Source organism: Litorimonas taeanensis (assembly GCF_003634015.1).
Classification (GTDB): Bacteria; Pseudomonadota; Alphaproteobacteria; order Caulobacterales; family Maricaulaceae; genus Litorimonas; species Litorimonas taeanensis.
In genome coordinates this window covers 741,843-760,400 of sequence record NZ_RBII01000001.1, presented here as the reverse complement: position 1 = coordinate 760,400, position 18,558 = coordinate 741,843, and the positions used below count along the sequence as shown (strand labels likewise).

At 44.5% G+C, this 18,558-nt stretch carries 17 protein-coding genes and 1 tRNA gene; 10 read left to right on the top strand and 8 right to left on the bottom strand.

What is annotated here, in order from left to right; all coding sequences use genetic code 11:
* Nucleotides 1-2: 2 nt before the first annotated feature.
* From hisG to DES40_RS03455, 3 genes are all read right to left on the bottom strand, one after another.
* Complete coding sequence (gene hisG, locus DES40_RS03465) at nucleotides 3-890, bottom strand: ATP phosphoribosyltransferase (protein WP_199288133.1); 888 nt, start codon at nucleotides 888-890, stop codon at nucleotides 3-5.
* Nucleotides 884-1,171: a Trp family transcriptional regulator gene (locus DES40_RS03460; protein ID WP_121099158.1), complete on the bottom strand. Its 288-nt coding sequence runs from the start codon at nucleotides 1,169-1,171 to the stop codon at nucleotides 884-886. Before DES40_RS03460 ends, hisG begins: the two co-directional genes overlap by 7 nt.
* Before the next feature lie 100 nt (nucleotides 1,172-1,271).
* Nucleotides 1,272-2,909: an ABC transporter permease gene (locus DES40_RS03455; protein WP_121099157.1), complete on the bottom strand. Its 1,638-nt coding sequence runs from the start codon at nucleotides 2,907-2,909 to the stop codon at nucleotides 1,272-1,274.
* Between the two features lie 262 nt (nucleotides 2,910-3,171).
* On the opposite strand from DES40_RS03455, the gene DES40_RS03450 reads away from it, so the two are divergent.
* Nucleotides 3,172-4,200: an ABC transporter ATP-binding protein gene (locus DES40_RS03450; RefSeq protein WP_121099156.1), complete on the top strand. Its 1,029-nt coding sequence runs from the start codon at nucleotides 3,172-3,174 to the stop codon at nucleotides 4,198-4,200.
* Nucleotides 4,201-4,277: 77 nt separating this feature from the next.
* Entirely contained in the window at nucleotides 4,278-5,348 is a 1,071-nt protein-coding gene (locus DES40_RS03445) for a Fe(3+) ABC transporter substrate-binding protein (protein ID WP_121099155.1), read from the top strand.
* A gap of 31 nt (nucleotides 5,349-5,379) precedes the next feature.
* On the opposite strand, the gene DES40_RS03440 is transcribed toward DES40_RS03445, so the two are convergent.
* Nucleotides 5,380-6,057 carry a Fe2+-dependent dioxygenase gene (locus DES40_RS03440; RefSeq protein ID WP_121099154.1) on the bottom strand — a complete coding sequence of 226 codons (678 nt, stop codon included), beginning with the start codon at nucleotides 6,055-6,057 and terminating at the stop codon, nucleotides 5,380-5,382.
* Nucleotides 6,058-6,192: 135 nt separating this feature from the next.
* Here DES40_RS03440 and DES40_RS03435 point away from each other — a divergent pair, with 135 nt between their 5' ends.
* Entirely contained in the window at nucleotides 6,193-6,975 is a 783-nt protein-coding gene (locus DES40_RS03435; protein ID WP_121099153.1) for a hypothetical protein, read from the top strand.
* 151 nt (nucleotides 6,976-7,126) lie between these two features.
* On the opposite strand, the gene DES40_RS03430 is transcribed toward DES40_RS03435, so the two are convergent.
* A tRNA-Ser gene (locus tag DES40_RS03430) sits at nucleotides 7,127-7,216 on the bottom strand.
* 256 nt (nucleotides 7,217-7,472) lie between these two features.
* On the opposite strand from DES40_RS03430, the gene DES40_RS03425 reads away from it, so the two are divergent.
* The 6 genes from DES40_RS03425 (at nucleotide 7,473) to DES40_RS03400 (ending at nucleotide 13,157) form a co-directional block, all read left to right on the top strand.
* A complete protein-coding gene (locus DES40_RS03425; RefSeq protein ID WP_233345388.1) occupies nucleotides 7,473-8,570 on the top strand; it encodes a septal ring lytic transglycosylase RlpA family protein in 1,098 nt (365 codons plus the stop codon).
* Nucleotides 8,571-8,678: 108 nt separating this feature from the next.
* Nucleotides 8,679-9,827, top strand: a complete 1,149-nt coding sequence (locus tag DES40_RS03420) for a D-alanyl-D-alanine carboxypeptidase family protein (protein ID WP_121099152.1) — start codon at nucleotides 8,679-8,681, stop codon at nucleotides 9,825-9,827.
* A gap of 3 nt (nucleotides 9,828-9,830) precedes the next feature.
* A complete protein-coding gene (gene tmk / locus DES40_RS03415; protein WP_121099151.1) occupies nucleotides 9,831-10,490 on the top strand; it encodes a dTMP kinase in 660 nt (219 codons plus the stop codon).
* A 2-nt stretch (nucleotides 10,491-10,492) separates the two neighbouring features.
* Complete coding sequence (locus DES40_RS03410) at nucleotides 10,493-11,557, top strand: DNA polymerase III subunit delta' (protein WP_121099150.1); 1,065 nt, start codon at nucleotides 10,493-10,495, stop codon at nucleotides 11,555-11,557.
* Nucleotides 11,557-12,348 (top strand): TatD family hydrolase, encoded by a 792-nt coding sequence (locus DES40_RS03405; RefSeq protein WP_121099149.1) that lies wholly within the window; start codon nucleotides 11,557-11,559, stop codon nucleotides 12,346-12,348. Before DES40_RS03410 ends, DES40_RS03405 begins: the two co-directional genes overlap by 1 nt.
* The gene (locus tag DES40_RS03400) at nucleotides 12,339-13,157 is read left to right on the top strand and encodes an MBL fold metallo-hydrolase (RefSeq protein WP_121099148.1); all 819 of its coding nucleotides are present in this window, start codon (nucleotides 12,339-12,341) and stop codon (nucleotides 13,155-13,157) included. The genes DES40_RS03405 and DES40_RS03400 overlap by 10 nt, the downstream gene beginning before the upstream one ends.
* Here the strand turns inward: DES40_RS03400 and DES40_RS03395 are convergent.
* The 3 genes from DES40_RS03395 to DES40_RS03385 all read right to left on the bottom strand — a co-directional run bounded on the left by DES40_RS03395 (nucleotide 13,154) and on the right by DES40_RS03385 (nucleotide 15,975).
* On the bottom strand, nucleotides 13,154-13,966 hold the full coding sequence (locus DES40_RS03395) for a 3-deoxy-manno-octulosonate cytidylyltransferase (RefSeq protein WP_121099147.1): 813 nt from the start codon (nucleotides 13,964-13,966) through the stop codon (nucleotides 13,154-13,156). The genes DES40_RS03400 and DES40_RS03395 overlap by 4 nt on opposite strands.
* 42 nt (nucleotides 13,967-14,008) lie before the next feature.
* Nucleotides 14,009-14,974 (bottom strand): tyrosine-type recombinase/integrase, encoded by a 966-nt coding sequence (locus tag DES40_RS03390; RefSeq protein ID WP_121099146.1) that lies wholly within the window; start codon nucleotides 14,972-14,974, stop codon nucleotides 14,009-14,011.
* A gap of 134 nt (nucleotides 14,975-15,108) precedes the next feature.
* Nucleotides 15,109-15,975 (bottom strand): DUF1295 domain-containing protein, encoded by an 867-nt coding sequence (locus DES40_RS03385; RefSeq protein ID WP_121099145.1) that lies wholly within the window; start codon nucleotides 15,973-15,975, stop codon nucleotides 15,109-15,111.
* A 251-nt stretch (nucleotides 15,976-16,226) separates the two neighbouring features.
* Between DES40_RS03385 and DES40_RS03380 the strand changes: the two genes are divergently transcribed.
* A complete protein-coding gene (locus DES40_RS03380; RefSeq protein WP_121099144.1) occupies nucleotides 16,227-18,434 on the top strand; it encodes an exonuclease domain-containing protein in 2,208 nt (735 codons plus the stop codon).
* Nucleotides 18,435-18,558 lie beyond the last annotated feature (124 nt).

The following is an 18,558-nucleotide window of genomic DNA, read 5'->3' as shown; positions in this document are numbered from 1 at the left end:
GATTAACTCATCATCTTTTCGATTGGTAGGACGAGGATTGCTCTTGCGCCTAAGGCTTTTAGATCCTCAAGAGTTTCCCAAAAGATATTCTCTGTACAGACGGCTTGTAGAGCGACCAAATCATCACTGCCTGCCAAAGGAATTATTGTGGGCGAATCAGAACCTGGAAGGAGTTCTGTAATGGCCTTAACTTTATCCTTCGGTGCATTGAGCATAATGTATTTTGTTTCAGCAGACTTTATCACACCATCAATACGGCGCATGAGTTTGTCCAGAAGCGCCGCCTTAGCCGCAGATAATTCTCGTCCAGACTGAATAAGAACAGCTTCACTTTCTAAGATTGTTTTGAAAGCGGTTAGTCCATTAGCTTCAAGCGTGGCGCCGGATGATACAAGGTCACAAATGCTTTCGGCAATCCCAATAGAAGGTGCTAGCTCAACCGCTCCCTTCATCTCCACTAACTTCGCCTTTATGTTATTGTCCCTTAGATATTGCCCTAAAACGCCCGGATATGTGGTTGCAATCCGTGTGCCGTTGAGGTCGGTGACGCTTTGAACTTTACCTGTATCTGCGGCAGCTAGGCTTAATTTACAGCGAGAGAAACCAAGACGCATTGTGATGTTTGCATTCAGTTCATCTTGGCTGGTCAACTGCTCTTCCACCAAGACGTTTTCACCTACAATACCAATATCTGCAGCATCATTAGCAACAAAACTTGGAATATCATCATCACGAACGAGGAGTAGGTCAATCGGCATGTTTTTAACACGTGCGAGTAACCCTCCACCGCGGATGGCGAATCGTAGGCCGCACTTTTTAAGTAAAGCAAAACTATCGTCCGCTAGCCGTCCTTTTTTTTGCAGGGCAATTCTGAGTCGGTCCGTCATGATACGTCTTTCGTGATTTTGTTATCCGTTTTAGTTAAGGCGAGGCGATAACCACCATAAGGTTCGTCTTTCAAAAAGCGAGCGACACGGCCAATCGTCGTTGTACTAACTCCTGTTTTGGCATTTATCTCTCGGTAGGAAAGTTCACCTTGAATAAGAAGCTGAGCCACAATCCATCGCTCTGTCAAAGCGCGGCGTTCGGCAGGCGTACAAAGGTCGATTAAAAAGGCTTCCATGGCCTTTTCATCGGTTATGTCTGCTAATGTGTTCTCTAAACTTTGCATGCACCCTCGCTGTACCAGCGTGCTAATACACACGCACAAAAATGATTCAAGTTTTTATTTCATGAAAAGTGACATTTTGGAGTAAATTGAAGGCCAAGAGTTAGTCTAAGTCACCTAAAGACTGTTTATTTAAGAAAAGTATGGGAATTATTCCAATGAGTATAATCAAGAGGGCTGCTGTGGATGCCTCACTCAAGCGTTCATCATTTGCGAGCCAATAAACCCGCGTTGCAAGGGTTTCAAAATTAAAAGGCCTTAAAATCAAAGTGGCCGGTAACTCACGCATAACATCAATGAATACGAGTATCGCTGCGCCAATGACGCTTGATCTTAAAAGTGGTACATGGATTCGCCTCACAAGCCTCATTGGCTTGGCACCTAATGACCTGGCCGCACTATCCATAGCGGGAGGGATTTTATCAAACCCACCTGTTACGCTATTGAATGATACCGTCAGAAAGCGAATAGTTAAAGCGTATACAAGGGCAATTGTTGTACCTGTCAGAATAAGGCCACTATTCCAGCCAAAAGTATCTCTAGCAAATCTCGACAAGCCCTGATCAAAGACACCTAAGGGGGCGAGCAGGCCAACGGCCAATAGGGCCCCAGGTAAAGCATACCCTAGCGTAGCAAGCCTAAGGGTTACGCGTAAGGCAGGATTGCTGTTTGTGCGCCTTGCATAAGCCAGAAATACTGCAAGAGTTACAGCAATCACAGCCACTATAGAAGCAGTTGAAAGGCTGTTGAACATATACCCAATAAAGTCTGCAGAACTATGAGAGTCACCATTTGAAAACGCATATATACAAAGTGTGATGACTGGTATCACAAACCCAAATAGTACGGGCATGAAGCACGTTAATAAAACTGTAAATGACCGCTTGCGTGAGAGTTGTATACGACCAGATTGCCCTGTCGTTTTACCATGTGTCACCGCGCTGCCTCGGCGACTAAAACTTTCCAACATTACTAAGAGAAATACCATTAACAACATCATAGCGGCTAATTTAAGTGCCGCGGATTTATCTCCTAGCGCTAGCCAGTTACGAAATATTCCTGTGCTGAATGTTGGGATCGCAAAGTAATCTGCTACACCAAAGTCCGCGAGAGTTTCCATCAAAACCAACGCCAGACCACCCGCTATAGCAGGTCTTGCGGCAGGTAAGGCCACGCGAATAAAGGCGCGAGTAGGAGAAAGCCCCAAACTCCGCGCGGCATGCCATTGACCACTGCTCTGATATAAAAAAGCAGCTCTCGCCAGTAGATAAACATATGGGTATAACACTAAGCTGAGCATGAGAGAGGCTCCAAAGAGCGTTCGTACAGCAGGAAACCAATAATCACCACCTTGCCAGCCCATAATGCCTCGTAAAGCTGTTTGAACGGGGCCATAAAACTCAAACATATCCGTATAGAGATAGGCTATAATATAAGCTGGTGCTGAAAGCGGCAAAATGAGCAACCAAGACATAGTCCTTCGAAAGGGGAAGTCGAAAGCTGTTACGCACCACGCCGTAAGAGTGCCAACAAAAGCTGTCATGCTTCCGACCAATACCATCAAACAAATTGTATTCATGATGTATTTTGGCAGAGTGGTTTGCCAAAGCCTTGCCCAGCTTTCAAAATCGTTCGTGAGGAGTGCGCTTAAGACAGCAAAGATGGGCACGCAGGCCATAAGCGATATCAAGATGACGCCGATAATACGATAGGGAATAGAGGAGGGTTTGGCGCTTAACATCTGACCGTATCATTATCGATATATTTATTTTGCGGCGTCAACATTTCGGGTGTCTGTTCACTTCCTTAGTGCCGCCCAGTAAAACAGGTAAGCATTATTATCCATTCTTTTCATTTGCCATTTTCATTGCATAGCGCATGAACTTAATCCATATGCGAATAAGACTTAAAGACAATAATGAAATCGATAATATGCTTCTGCGCTCAAAAACATCACAGTAACTATAAAAAATTAAAGACCAAACCCTGAGAACTTACAATTTATGAGCCTTTGCTTCCAAAACATCTCTCATACATATGAAAAAGAGACTGCTTTAATAGATATAAATCTTTCAGCAGAAGAGGGCGAGATACTTTGCTTGTTGGGGCAATCGGGTTGCGGGAAGACAACCTTATTAAACCTCACAGCGGGTATTCTTCCGTTGCAACGAGGCAAAATTTTGCTGAATGGTGACGAATTAGCCTCATCAAACTATCATCCACCACCCGAAAAACGCCCAGTGGGCCTTGTATTTCAGGAGGGGGCACTATTTCCCCACTTAACTGTTGAACAAAATATTGCCTTTGGACTCACTAATAAATCTTCGCGGAAAAGGATTGTTGGAGAGTTGTTGGACCAAATTGGTCTCTCTGGGTATGAAGGTAGGTATCCCCACACACTTTCTGGTGGCCAGCAACAGAGGGTCGCGGTCGCTAGGGCTTTAGCGCCTGAACCCAAAGTCCTTCTGATGGATGAACCTTTCGCAAATATCGACATAATGTTGCGTCGTCACTTACGTGAAGAAATGCGTACATTACTAAAAGCGCGGAACTGCATTACCATTCTGGTGACGCATGATCCTGAAGAGGCGATTGAAACGAGCGATTCGATAGCCATCATGGACAAAGGTGTGATTATTCAGCATGGGCAAGCTGACATTTTATATGAAGCCCCTGTTTCAAGAATTGCCGCAATGTTGATTGGTGATGGTGTGTTACTAAAGGCTCAGCGGGCAAATGGTGTATATGAAACGGCTTTTGGTCATTTTCCAGATAAATGGTTTAAGGCTCATAGTAGCGTATCAGGCTCTCAAAATTGTGAAGTGTTGATCCGTCCAAACCAAATCGCCCTAAGTGAAGATCTCTCTGGGTTGCTCATCACGGATGTTCGCAGGACGGGACAAAGCCAGCTTGCGACAGTGCTTTCGCCAGAAGGGCAATCACTAACACTGCATGTTGAGAAAGATGTTAACTGGCAGGTTGGCCAAAAAGTTAAACTCTCTGCAAATTCTGACAGTTTAATTGCCTTTTAGAGTGAGCCTCTCTTGTAATGTCTCTACACTTAATTTAGTAAATGCGAATTATTCGCAGTTTATAGAAGGTTTACCTCATGGATATTCGGTCCAAACTAAATGTGACATTAACAACTCTCCTGGCTGCTGCTTTAGCCGCATGTTCACCTGCAGATAAGTCTCATGATGGTGAAGGTACGGCCACAGTGGTGAAGTCAGGGGAAGTGAATCTCTATTCATCTCGCCATTACGATACGGACCTGGCACTATATAATGATTTTACCGAGCAAACAGGCATCAAAGTTAATCGTATTGAAGCTTCATCTGACTCTCTGATTGAACGTATTAAAAGTGAGGGTGAATTTAGTCCTGCAGATTTGCTCATAACTGTTGATGCTGGTGTGTTTTGGCGCGCTGAAAACGCTGGCGTGTTATCATCAACGGATTCTGATGTGTTGAATGCAAGGATCCCTGAAAGCCTGCGTCACCCAGATGGACTCTGGTACGGCATCTCCAAACGGGCTCGCGTGATTATTTTCAATAAAGGTAAGGGCAAGCCAGAGGGCCTCGAAAGTTACGAAGATTTAGCCAAACCAGCCTTTAAAGGTCGAGTTTGCATGCGCTCTTCTGGAAACATATATAATATTTCACTCTTGTCATCCATGGTGGCTCATGATGGCTTAGATGCCGCCAAAGCTTGGGCGCAAGGTGTCGTCAATAACTTCCAAAGAAAACCTCAAAGTAATGACTCTGGACAAATCGAGGCTGTTGCGGCTGGAATTTGTGATATTTCAATGGTGAACACCTATTACCTTGCGCGATATGCACGTTCGGATGAGGCGCAAAACCAAGAAATTTTCAACAATATTGGCATCATTTTTCCCAATCAAAACGATCGAGGAACGCACGTAAATATCAGCGGCGCAGGTGTGACGACCCATGCCCCGAATCGAGAAAATGCTATCAAGTTTTTAGAGTATTTAACGAGTGAGTCTGCTCAAGGTTACTTTGCCAATGGTAATAATGAGTATCCTGTTATCACAGATAGTATAACATCCTCTGCGGTTGAAACACTTGGAACCTTTAAGGAGGATACTTTGAATGTATCTCAACTTGGTCAGAATCAAGCTGATGCTGTCCGTATTTATGATGCCGTTGGTTGGCAATAAATCGAATACACGTTTTAGTGTTTGGGCTTAGTTACGGCTGAGCCCAAAGTCTCAATAAATTTGATATAGTTTTATTGAGCGTCATTAACTCAGCACTTTGCGCTGGAAATTGGTGAGACAAACTTGCTCTTAAGTTTATCAAGTCGAATAAGGTTTCGCGTTTATCCTGTTGAGGTATCAGGCTCTCAACCCAGCCCACACAGGCAAGTCTAGTACCACGCGTTACGGGCGTTACTTCATGTATATAACGTGATGGATAAAGGACTAAATCACCCGCTTCTGGCTTGAATGTTTGCGTAAACCCGGGATATTGGACAATCAATTCGCCTCCGTCGTAGCTATTAGGGTCTGACAAAAATAGCGTGAACGACAAATCGGTCCGTAATTTCCCTTTGGCCATATTCATAAGCGCGTTATCTATATGGGCTCCATAAAAACCACCATTTTCAGTTTTACTTATCAGCAAATTGGAGAATGATTTTGGCTGTGCGGCGGCTTGTAACACCGCATTTCCTTGCAACGCGTTTAATATATCACTTTGTAATACTGCGCCAATGCCTTGGCTAAGGTCCGCCTGAAAGTTCTTTTTCACCTGTTTTGCAGTTTTTCCGGCGGTGTTCAGCCCACTTTTCCATTCTAACTTATTTATTCGCTTATGTGCGCTTTCTAATCCGTTTGGTGAAAATATATTTGAAATCGTTATCAGCATGAATTTCTTTGTTATTAATTTACATTCGCAAGTAATGGGCGTATTATTACAATAGAAAACTAGCCAACAGTTATGATGATTAATCGACTGCTCTGGCGAATTACATTGTATAACGCTTATATGAGGCAATCGCCAATGACAACTCAGCTGAAAAAATGGACGGGCTTAGGCTTAGGAGCCGCTATCATCGGGACGGGCCTAATAGCCTGTAGTGAAACAGGACATGAGGACACCTCGCAAAGTCATGCAAACGAAGCTCATCAATCGCATGTGGTCGGAGAAATGGGTGAGGGCGGCGAAGCAGGTGAGGGCGGTGAAGCGGGTCATTCCATGGATAGCTTGCCACGCGAACACCGCTTAGCCTTTATGATGGGGCATGTTAAAACTGGGCTGGCGCTTTATCGAGCCGGTGAACCAGAGATGGCTGCACCACATTTGCTACACCCCGTATCTGAAACTCACGCGTCAGAACGCGCAGGTTTGGATGCTCTTGGGTTTGAAGCCCCTTTATTCGAAGTTGTATCAAAAGCATTAGAAGAAGGACGCCCTGCATCAGAAGTAGAGCCTCAACTCGTTGCTGCTGAAAAGAACCTTTCTATGGTGGCAGAACGAGCAGGGGGTGACACAGCGGGTATTATTCGATTCCTAATGGATACAGTGGTCGAAGAATATTCAATTGCAATAACTGACGGTAAGGTATCAGATCCTGGAGAGTATCAAGACGCCTATGGCTTTTCTATCGTGGCTAAAGAAAGTGCCGACAATTTGGCTGAGCCAACCCGAAGTGAGGTCTTGGCCAAAATTGATGAGTTGCTCAGTTTATGGCCTGCTGCACCAATCCCGCCTGCCTCACCTACGCCAATCGGCCGCGTCGTTGCTCAAGCGTCAGCCGTACAATTAGCACTTCCCGCTGAGTAAACCAAATTACCTTAACGAGCCACTTGTACTTGCGCGTGGCCAATAAGTACCGCGAATGAAAATGGACTCTATTTTGGAGTTCACGCATAACATGACACGAGAGCTTTCAGGCTCTTGTGTTTTTTTATACGTCTGCCTTGGTGATTAACAGTGGCGGGCGGGGAGGGATTCGAACCCCCGATAGACTTTCACCTATGCCGGTTTTCAAGACCGGTGCATTCAACCACTCTGCCACCCGCCCAACGGGTATCAATGAGAGTGAGCGGACGCTTAATGGGTTTTGAAAAACCGTTCAACCCATTTTATGAGAGTTTTTCAAACAATTTCATAAAGACTTTATTTACCGCAATTTTTGAGACCCTGTTACCCTTGTCTTCTAACGCGGATTTAAACCCAATATCGTACAACTCGTCCCAAGATGACAGGAAAAGCGAAAAAAATTCCATCTGTTGTTTTATTTTAAAGCGTCTGGGCGCGATAATGAGAAGGTTGAAAAGATGGTAAAAGTTGAAGTTAGGACCGCGAAGTTAATACGTTTAGGTCTTTGCACCCTAATGGGTTTAGGTATGACAGCCTGCGCCTCAACAAACATTGTTAAAATGACAGAGCCTGCACCTATTACATATAAAATCGGGCAGGGGGCGACACAATATGCGTCACTAACATTGCCTAAAGTGGCGAATAAAAACCACAGACGTCAGTCATCACCAAAATATTCGATGCGGGAGCCAATGCCATATTCTGCATTACCGCAAAAACCAAGCTATTCTGGACCACAGTTCAGTGAACAATCAACAGATAGTGAACTTTACGCGCATCAAAAGCTAGGCAAGCGGTATAAGGTCAACGGCGAGTCTTATTCACCGAAACACGAACCAAACTATGATGAAACGGGTATTGCGTCATGGTATGGTGAGAAATTCCACGGCCGTCCTACAGCCACGGGTGAAACATTTAATATGAATGACTTAACTGCGGCGCATAAAACCCTTCCTTTAAACTCTATGCTTCATGTCGAAAACTTAGAAAATGGTCGCTCTCTTATCGTGCGTTTGAATGACCGAGGCCCCTTTATTGATAATCGTATCATTGATTTATCCAAAGGCGCTGCGGAAGCACTAGGCACAATTAATGGTGGTTTGGCACGTGTACGTGTTCGTTACATAGGGCCTGCCGATCCAAATGCAGCAACTGGCCCTATCATGACACCACCTGTTTATGAGGATATTCCACCTGCATTGTCTGTTGAAGCTCCTACGCCAACACCAAAGGCCGTCCCATATTCAGCTTTGCCATATTCAGGTGTCGATACAATGCCCTTTGAAGCTCCAAAAGACACTTCACCTGCTACACCAAAGGTTTCTCTAGATTATTTTGATGTGCAACGTGGATCAGATTTGGAACCAAACTATAACCCAATAGCTCCTACACGTCCTGTGCCGGCACCAATTGAAGAGCCTGAGATGCCTGAAGATGGCGGGCAAATCACCCTCACAATTAAAGGGCCGATACATATCGCAAAGCATGATAAGACATCTGCTGAACCCAAGTTTATTCCGGCAGTAAATTATCGGGAATATAAGACAAAACGATAACAGACCTTAAGGCTCTCGCGGCCTTGCGATTGCCACAAAGCTATGTGAATAATATAGGCGCCCTTGTCGGCGCCTATATTGATTCTAACTCTGGAAACCGCGCCTCCTATGCGATTTATATCTCCTACAGTACTACCTCTTGGTCTTTTCCTGCTAGCACAACCAGCATACTCTCAAGATGCAAGCCGGTTTCAAACTAATGCGCCCCACGCGGCCATTATCGACTTTAACTCTAATGAAGTTCTTTTCACGAAAGACGCAGAGCGCCCTATGCCGCCTGCATCCATGACCAAAATCATGACGGCATTTATGGTGTTTGAAGCATTGGAATCGGGTCGCATTACAATGGATACGGAGTTCAATGTTAGCGAAGAAGCTTGGCGACGTGGCGGGGCAAAGTCAGGTTCATCAACAATGTTCTTGGATTTGAACTCCACTGCGCGGGTCGAAGATCTCCTTCGCGGCGTAATCGTACAGTCTGGTAATGATGCTTGCATTGTGCTAGCTGAGGGTTTGGCTGGGTCTGAAAGTGCCTTTGCAGAGCTTATGACGCAGCGCGCGCATGAGCTTGGCTTGAAAACCGCAACATTCCTAAACTCTACGGGTTGGCCTGACGCAGGCCATGAAATCAGCGCTCTAGACCTTGCCAAACTTGCAGACATGATGATTCGTCGTTTCCCCCAGTATTACGGGCTCTATAACGAGCGTTCGTTTACGTGGAACGGTATTAAACAAAGTAACCGCAACCCATTATTGGGTCGTTTTACAGGGGCTGACGGTTTGAAAACAGGACATACAGAGATTTCTGGGTATGGCCTTGTTGGTTCTGCTAAGCGAGGAGATGACCGGAGAATTATAGTTATTAATGGAACGGGGAGTTCTTCCGAGCGACGCGATACAGCTATATCTCTTATGAATGCCGCTTTCACACAGTTCAAAGTCTATGATGTTTTCACAGCAAACCAAATTGTTGGTGATGTGGATGTGTATATGGGAAAGGCTGGAACCATTCCGGTCGAAACGATATCCGAGGTTAAAGTTGGTCTACCACGCGTGGATCGGGCTTCACTTCGTTCCGAGCTCCATGCAAAGATGGCGGTTGCTCCAATTGAAAAAGGCGATGTTTTAGGCGAAGTGATTGTCTATCAAGGCGATTCAGTAATTGATCGTGTTGATGTAATTGCCTCTGAATCTATGAAAGAAAAATCGTCTGTTGGTAAGGTTTGGACGTCCTTATTAAAGACCATAAGAGGATAAATCGTGGAAGCTGGACAGTTTATTACCTTTGAAGGCGGTGAAGGCGCAGGCAAAACCACGCAAGCTAAGCTATTATGCGATGCTTTGGAAAATGCGGGCGTCGAGACTTTACTCACACGCGAGCCCGGCGGAACATTCGGCGCTGAAGCGATACGAGACCTAGTGCTTTCTGGGTCGAACGAGCGTTGGTCGGGTATGACAGAGTTATTGTTAATGTACGCAGCGCGGTTAGATCATGTCGAAAAGCTCATTAAACCCGCTCTCGCAAGAGGCGCTTGGGTCATTAGTGATCGCTTTGCAGATTCGAGCTTAGCTTATCAAGGATATGCTCGCGGCCTAGGCGCACAAAAAGTCAAAGAACTGCATGATACTATAATGGATGGATTCGAACCAAATTTAACTGTCTTGTTTGATATTGATCCAATACTCGCCCAAAAACGCGTAGAAATGCGCGGAGAAAATTTGTCACGCTTTGACAAACAAGATATCGATTTTCACAATGTTCTCAGAGACGCATTTCTAGATATTGCACACCAGAATGCAGACCGTTTTGTTACTGTTGATGCTGGAGCGGGGCGAGAGGCTATTCACGCGCGTATAATTCATGTGCTTACTATGCGATATCCATCATTGGCGGGCAAATTAAGCGCCTCTAACGACTAATTATGGCCAAAGGATTCGATACAGAGCCTCTACCTGAATCGGATCGTGCACCAGCTTGTCTTCACCCACGTGAGACTTATGACCTTTTAGGTCATTCGGAGGCAGAGCGTCGATTTATACAAGCTCAACAATCTGGCCGCCTTCATCATGCTTGGTTACTGACAGGTCCGCCGGGTATAGGAAAAGCGACCTTGGCTTATCGTATGTCCAGAGCCTTGCTGGGCGGTCAGTCATTAATGCCTGAGAGCCTCAACATTCCCAAGTCAGATCCTATATCACAACGAATTGAAAGCCGAGGGCATGGAAACTTGTTTGTTGTAAACCGTCCTTGGGATTCTAAAACAAAGAAATTTAAACAGGATATTCCTGTTGATCTCATTCGATCGGTTGGTGAGTTTTTACAAGGAACGGCCGCAGAAGATAAAGAAAGTCGCGTAGTAATTATTGATAGCGCTGATGACTTGAATAGAAATGCTGAAAACGCCCTGTTGAAGATGCTCGAAGAACCGCCTTCTAAAACAGTGATGATTTTATTGTCGTCCTCTCCAGGTCGCTTATTACCGACCATACGTTCACGTTGCATGGCAGTGCCATTAAAAGCCGTGCCGAAGGCTGATATCGTCGATTGGTTGTCTCGGCAGGGTCAAGGCTCTAAGGATATGGTTGAGGCTTGCGCTAATTTAAGTCGTGGCGGACCAGGCAAAGCTATGGCCCTAGCGCAAAACGCATCCGAAGTTTTAATGCCTTTAAAGCGGTTCATGGAGTCATTGGATACAGGGCGTGTAAGCATTGATATAGGGATTGCTAAGTCTCTCGCCACGCAAAATGCAGCCGTTGCGAGAGCGTTATTTTGGGATGTACTTGAGGACAGCATACAAGCCTGCGCCGTTTATTCACAAACGGATTTGTGGGAAGGGGCTTTTGCTCCCCCGAATAATAAACGAAATCCAGAAAAGTGGCTTAAGGCTTGGTCATTGATAAGAGAACAAAAGGCCATTGAAGCCGCCATAAATACAGATAAGACGGCAACACTGTTAAACACACTAAGTGCGGTAAGGGCTGCCTGATGCTTATAGATAGTCACGTAAACCTGCATGGCGAAAAATTTGCAGATGACCTACCAGAGGTAATTACGCGGGCAAAAGCCGCTGGCGTAAAGGGCATGCTGAATATTTGTTGTAATATCAAAGACTATGAGGCTACTGTTAATGTGGCTAAACTGTCTGAAGCAATTTGGGCAAGCGTCGGAACGCATCCTCATGACGCTAAGGAAAATCCAAATATAACAGCCCAGCAACTTGTTGACTTGGCATTACATCCCAAAATTATTGGCATTGGAGAAACGGGACTAGATTTTCATTACGGGTATAGTTCAGAAGCCGAGCAGCGATTCAATTTTCAAGCCCATATAGAGGCTGCACGCGAACTTCAAATTCCACTCATTATTCATACACGTGAAGCCGATGATTTAATGCGAAAAATACTTGATAGAGAAATGAGTAAAGGGACATTTCCAGCGCTTTTACATTGTTACACTTCGGGGCTGGAACTGGCAAAAGATGCTATTGATATGGGGTTGTATTTTTCTGTTTCAGGGATTGTTACTTTCAAAAACGCTCATGATGTTCGTTCTATTATCGAAATCATGCCTGATGAGCGCATTATGATCGAAACGGATTGCCCATATTTAGCCCCCGTGCCTCATAGGGGGCGACGTAATGAACCTGCCTATGTTCATGAGGTATGCCAAGGTCTCGCGGAAGTTAAAGGCTGGACTTACGAAGAGGCGGCACAACATACAACAAATGCCTTTTTCAATCTGTTCCAAAAGGCAGATAGAGGTCTATTGTGGGATTGAGAGCTATTATCTTGGGATGTGGTTCGTCTGGCGGTGTACCGCGAGTAGGCGGTGACTGGGGAGCTTGTAACGCTACAAACCCTAAGAACAAACGCTCTCGATCTTCACTCTATGTTGAATACTGGCAAGGCTCAGTTATGCCGCCTGTGTATGAGCGCACTACTGTTTTGATTGATACTAGCCCGGATCTTCGGGAGCAGTTTTTGCAAGCGGGTATTCAACGACTGGATGCCGTTTTATTCACACATGAACATGCTGACCAAAGCCACGGTATTGATGACCTAAGAGCCATAGCTTATCGTATGAGAACTCAAATTCCGACCTATATGGATGCACACACCAAGTCTCATGTACATTCTCGTTTTCATTATTGTTTTGAAATGCCTGACGGTCGTGTTCACCCGCCGATCTTGAAATTACAGCCCTTAATGAAGGGCGGTGATAGGGTCTCTGTATTGGGGCCTGGGGGAGCATTAGAAATTGATGTTTTGCAACTGAGTCATGGCCCAACCCCTGTATTAGGCTTTATTTTTGATGGAGCGCTCGGGTATGCCCCTGATGTGTGGGAAATACCTGAAAAGGCGCTCGATAATTTGGAAAATATTGACACCTTCATTGTTGATGCTCTTCGCTACAATGATCATCCAACGCACGCGAATGCGGATAAATCATTGTCATGGCTGGCACGTATTTGCGCACGTCGTGGCATATTGACTAATCTTCATATTGATATGGATTATGATACTTTATCAGCTGAATTACCGCCGATTGCATCCCCAGCTTATGACGGGATGGAAATCATTCTTTAGCGGTTTAATGCCATTAACATTGCTTCTGCGCGCTTTAAGTCTTCTGGTGTGTCGATTCCTGAAATTGCCACCTCTGCAGGTTCAACGCCAACACAGCCGATTGATATACCGTTTTCAAGGCATCTAAGCTGCTCCAATCCCTCCAAAGCCTCCCAATGTCCTATGGGCAATGATACGTATTTTTCTAATGTTGATTTTCTGTAAGCATACAGACCTATATGTCGGCGAACTGGAGAAAGTGTGGCGCTTAATCTTAGATCATCTTCTTTACGGATTGCAGGAATTATATTCTTTGAGAACCATAAAGCTTTACCACTGTCATCAGAAACCAGTGTTGTCCCACTAAATGGTGTAGTTTCTTTATGGCGCCTTAATTGATCAAGTGCCGCCCAATCCAATTGAATAAAGGGGGTAGCTACATCGAAGTGCTTATTGGTCCGCAAGCAGTTAACAACAGATTCAACATGAGCGGGAGGCGTGAAGGGGGCATCACCCTGTAAGTTCACGATAGTATCAATCGACATGGACGACTGAGCCTCATAAGCGGTTACAGCGGCGAGAGCGCGATCGCTGCCAGAGGGCAGGTCAGAGTCTGTCATAAGGCAAAGCAAGCCCTCTGCTTTACAGTGTTCCATTATACGAGAATCATCTGTTGCGACCATGGCCACGGCATCACCCAAAGCCGTGGCGGCAAGCTGTGCATTCTTCGCCGTACGCACGACCATGCTTATTCCGCCTAGTTTGGCTAAGGGCTTACCCGGGAAGCGTGTTGAGCCGTAACGTGCAGGTACGATGATTGCAGTTTTCATTGAGTGTTCTCTAATCTATTTTCTAGTCACTGAAGCTCAGGGCTAAAATTTAAGGCGTTGTATTTCTTGCAGTTTAGCCACGTCTTTGGTCCTGTCATACAGCTTAGTTGTCGTTGAATTAGAATGGTTTGCCATAATACGCGCGTCTTCTAGGGAGCCACCGTTATTTAGGTACGTTGTAATGCCTGTCGCTCTAAATGAATGATTGCCAATCTCACGTTGAATTCCGGCCGCTAGAGCGCGTTTGCGTACCATTCTCCATGAAGAGTTGCGATCAAATGGCTTGCCTGTAAGTTTACCATTGCGACCTATACAAGACTGAAAGATCAAGGCGTTAGGGCTTTTTATTACACCTGTTTCTATGAGGTATTCATCCATCATGTTTTCTAAATCTGGGTGAACAGGCATTTCGTGACGCTTTGAACCTTTTTCTTCGCCAACTAGCCATCTCTGATTGCCGCGGAGTTCATAATCACGTACCTTCAACGAAAGAGCCGCCGAAATACGAAAAAATGAATACACCATAAGGCCGATTAAAGCGCGATCGCGCAAGTCGATTTCTCGCATACGGGGAATTGAGTCTAAAATTTGCCGTACCTGATCAGATACGATTACGGGTGTTTTACCCGTGCCTGTGCTTGACCGCGGTAGTTTTACAGCCTTAGCAGGGTTCACACTCAAAACACCTCGGACAACACAGCTATCAAAAAACATTCTGATGGCTGATAAATATTGTCTCAAGCTTGCAGTGCCGTAACCTGCACCCAATATTGTAACATTGAAATCTTGTACGTGAATTGGCTCAATATCAAGCACATCAGAAATGCCTATTTTTTCACAATGTTCAAAAAATAATTTTAATCCGTTGGCATATGCATCATTAGTATTCGCATTGATGTTCAGTGCAAAAAACTCAGAATAAGCAGTGACCATTTTCCGTCCATTTCGTTTGACGAAATCCGGTGGAACGTAAGATGATGGGTCAGAAGAGTGACGGGGTGACAACATAAGAGCCCTAACGATAAACTGCTATACTTTACAGGTTTAATACAACATAATCTGCATTATGTTGTATTAAATATTCGTGTATTTTTGGAATTTATGTGGAGTTATTCTGACTATTTACCGACAAATTTGCTTTATCAAAACAATCTGGGAATTAAGATTGGTGTTTTGGAATGATAATCAATGTATCGTGGATCGTCTCCCCATTTCTTTTTGGCAGACTTCTGCAGTAGCGGAACGCCACTGACACGTAATATTAAAAATGCGACAAAGAATGGTGATATCATAGCTAACCAAGCCCATCCTTCTAAAACCGGAATCGCCATAACAGAGATACCAATCCACAATAATATCTCGCCAAAATAATTTGGGTGCTGTGAACGTGACCACAAGCCAGTCGAAATGAAACGCCCTGCATTTGCTGGGTTTTTACGAAAGGCTGACTTTTGCGCGTCCGCTATGATTTCAAAGCTAATCCCAATGGCCCATAGAATAAGCCCTAAACTTGCAAATATGTCCCATGACGTGGCTTTTGAAGCCGTAATCACAGCTAAAGCACAAGCGCTAGTTAGGACAACCCATGTGGCCTGTAGGGTCCAAGTTAGAAAAAATCTAAGGCCATTTTCTTTTATGTCGTCAAACCGTTTGTCACCCTTGTCACGTCTGATTCTTAGAAAAAGAAAACTGCCCAGCCTTAGTGACCAAAGGCACACTAAGGCCACTATGACGAGTGATCGCAAACTTAAATCATCTGACAAATAGACAGCCAAGCCAATCATGGTGATATAAGTAAAGGCACCGGTTAAGTCGTAGTATTTTTCAGTTTTAAACACTCTAGCAGGGATAAAAGCGACCCAATTTACGAAGTAAGCCCACAAAGCACACAGAAAAAATATGGAGTGATCGTGTGCGACTTTCCCCTCACCTCCCGCGATATACGACACCGTTAAGCCCACAGCCGTGAAAATAAGAATCGCGATAACTAGCTTTATAGACTTTTCCATTCTTTCCCCGCGACATTGAGCACGCTTACTTTAGGCCCTTATTGTCGACCCTACATTATTTTGTACGAAGGTCTATCCCTTGCGGAACAAGCGAATAATGCTCAAACATATTCCCGAGCAATAGTGTGGAACATCTAGAAATTACTTGATTGCAATCTATGTGGGTATATACAATGTTCTTTATATGTTCTCATTCGCGTTTGTGAATATCATTGGGGATAAAACCGTTATAAAGTGTGAGTTGTTTAAGCGTGAAAGCTCAAAATTACATCAAAGCCGAGCAAAGACGCTTTCGACGCGCTGCTAAGGGCCAAGCTTGGTCGGTTAAAGATTTACCCCAATTTTATTATCATAGAAATTTTTGTGACATGCTTACTTATGTTAGTACCCGATATACAGATTTAATGGGACCTGAACACACGCGTTTCATACAGGATTTCGATGCCCTGCCCTTTGAAGCGCAGTGCACCTACGCCCGGATAGCTGGGCGAAAGGGAAAGATTTTCAATATGTACCATCTTCGGTATGTTGAAATCAAAAACATCCCAGAACAGTTTGACACGCTCTTACAAAACAACTTTGTCAAACCTGTTGAGAGCTCTGATTTCAAAGACTTTCTATTGTCGATGACAAAGCCAGATTTAGTTCAATTGATTGAAGAGCGTCTGTGTGAAACATTATACAGGCGGTCTTGGAAGAAATCAAAACTGATAGACATTTGCTTAGAACACATAGATTTTGATGACGTGCTTATTTCCGATAGCTTTGTGGTGCAATCCAGACTTAAGGCTTATCAGTACCTTCTTTTCCTGTACTTTGGACGGATTGAAAACAGTTTGCAGGCCAAAACATTAGGCGTTTTAGGTGTAGTCCGCCCTACCCGCAATGTATCGCCCAAATTAGCCTTTACCAATTACAGTCAAGCTAAATGCGCCTATTTTTATGCCAAAGCTTTATTTAGCTTAGGCGCCAACGATCAAGCTTCGATACAGACCCTAATTGATACAGTGGAGTTATGGCCTAGGCCTGTGGATGAACTAACAAAAATTAAACGCGGTAAGCTTTTACAAAAATTAGGAGGACTATCTGAACGTAAAGGCAATATTGAGGCCGCACTTGGCCTTTACGCCCAGAGTGATAGCGATAATTGCAACGAACGCGTTGTTCGCATTCGATACCGCCGAAATGAAAACGATGATCGGAATTGGGTACAAAAACGTCTTGAGGAGATGATTGAAAATCCGGAAAGCGATGACGAGCATACGTTCGCGAATGACTTTTACGCTCGCAAATTTAAAAAGAAACGCACGAGCGAAGTCACGGATTTATTGCGCGAAAGTCATACTATATTTTTGGATGAAGGATTCCGACATGCGCCAGAGCGCGCCGTGGTAAATTACTACAAGAAAAAAGGCCTCGCAGCATATAGAACAGAAAATCAGTTATGGCTGAGCCTCTTCGGGCTTCTATTTTGGGATGAAATATATGCCGATGAAGCACCAAAAGCTTGGTCTTTACCCTTAAGCCTCAAAAAAAATAGTTTTTATCAACACCATAAGAAGTCAATCGAAAGTAAACTAAGCGATTTGGCTTTAACTGGGTCAACGCTGTTGCCTTTGCTGAAAACAATCACAAAGCATCATAACACCAAAAACGGTGTTTTTAATTGGGATCCCAAGTCGGTGGAGCGTATCAAACTATTGGTGCGGCATGCTCCTAAAGCAGCGCTTGTCTCAATGTTACGGCACATGGCACAGAATTTCATGAGAACGAAAGATGGTTTCCCAGATCTAATGCTGATTGAACACGGAGAAGCTCGATTTGTTGAAGTCAAAGCCAAAGGGGATGTATTGCGCCGTAATCAATTGACACGGTTGCGGCAATTACAGGCCGCTGGATTTACGGCTAATATCATTCGTGTTGAATGGCATATTGATCCTGACCAAGTTTATGTCGTGGTTGATGTAGAAACAACGGGAGGCCGCCCAGGCCTACATCGCGTCACCGAAATTGGGGCCGTTAAACTTCAAAATGGCGAAATTATTGGCGAGTGGTCAAGCCTTATTAATCCTCAACGTTCTATTCCATCAAACATAACACGAATTACCGGCATCGACGAAAATATGGTGGCTGACGCCCCTATCTTTGCCGAAATCGCAGATAGTTTTACGGAATTCATGGGGGACGCAATTTTTGCGGCTCATAATGTAAACTTTGACTACGGCTTCATAAGATCTGAATTTCAGATGATAGATCGTAATTTTAAACACCCCAAAATTTGCACCTGCGCATCAATGAGAAAGCTTTACCCTGGCTATCCTTCCTACAGCCTTAAAAACCTTTGCTTGGAATTTCAGATAGATTTAGAGGCACATCATAGAGCGCTTTGTGACGCCAAGGCAGCCGCCGAATTATTAAACATGGTGAATGATAAGCGTATAGACATTCAAACCGAGTGAGGCTTCGGATCAGTTTTACTGATGAATTAAGAGGCATTATTTTTGATTTTGAATAGTAATTTACCCTTTAAGATGCCAAACAATACTGATGTTATTATGTGTAAACATGGCAATGAGGCAAGCC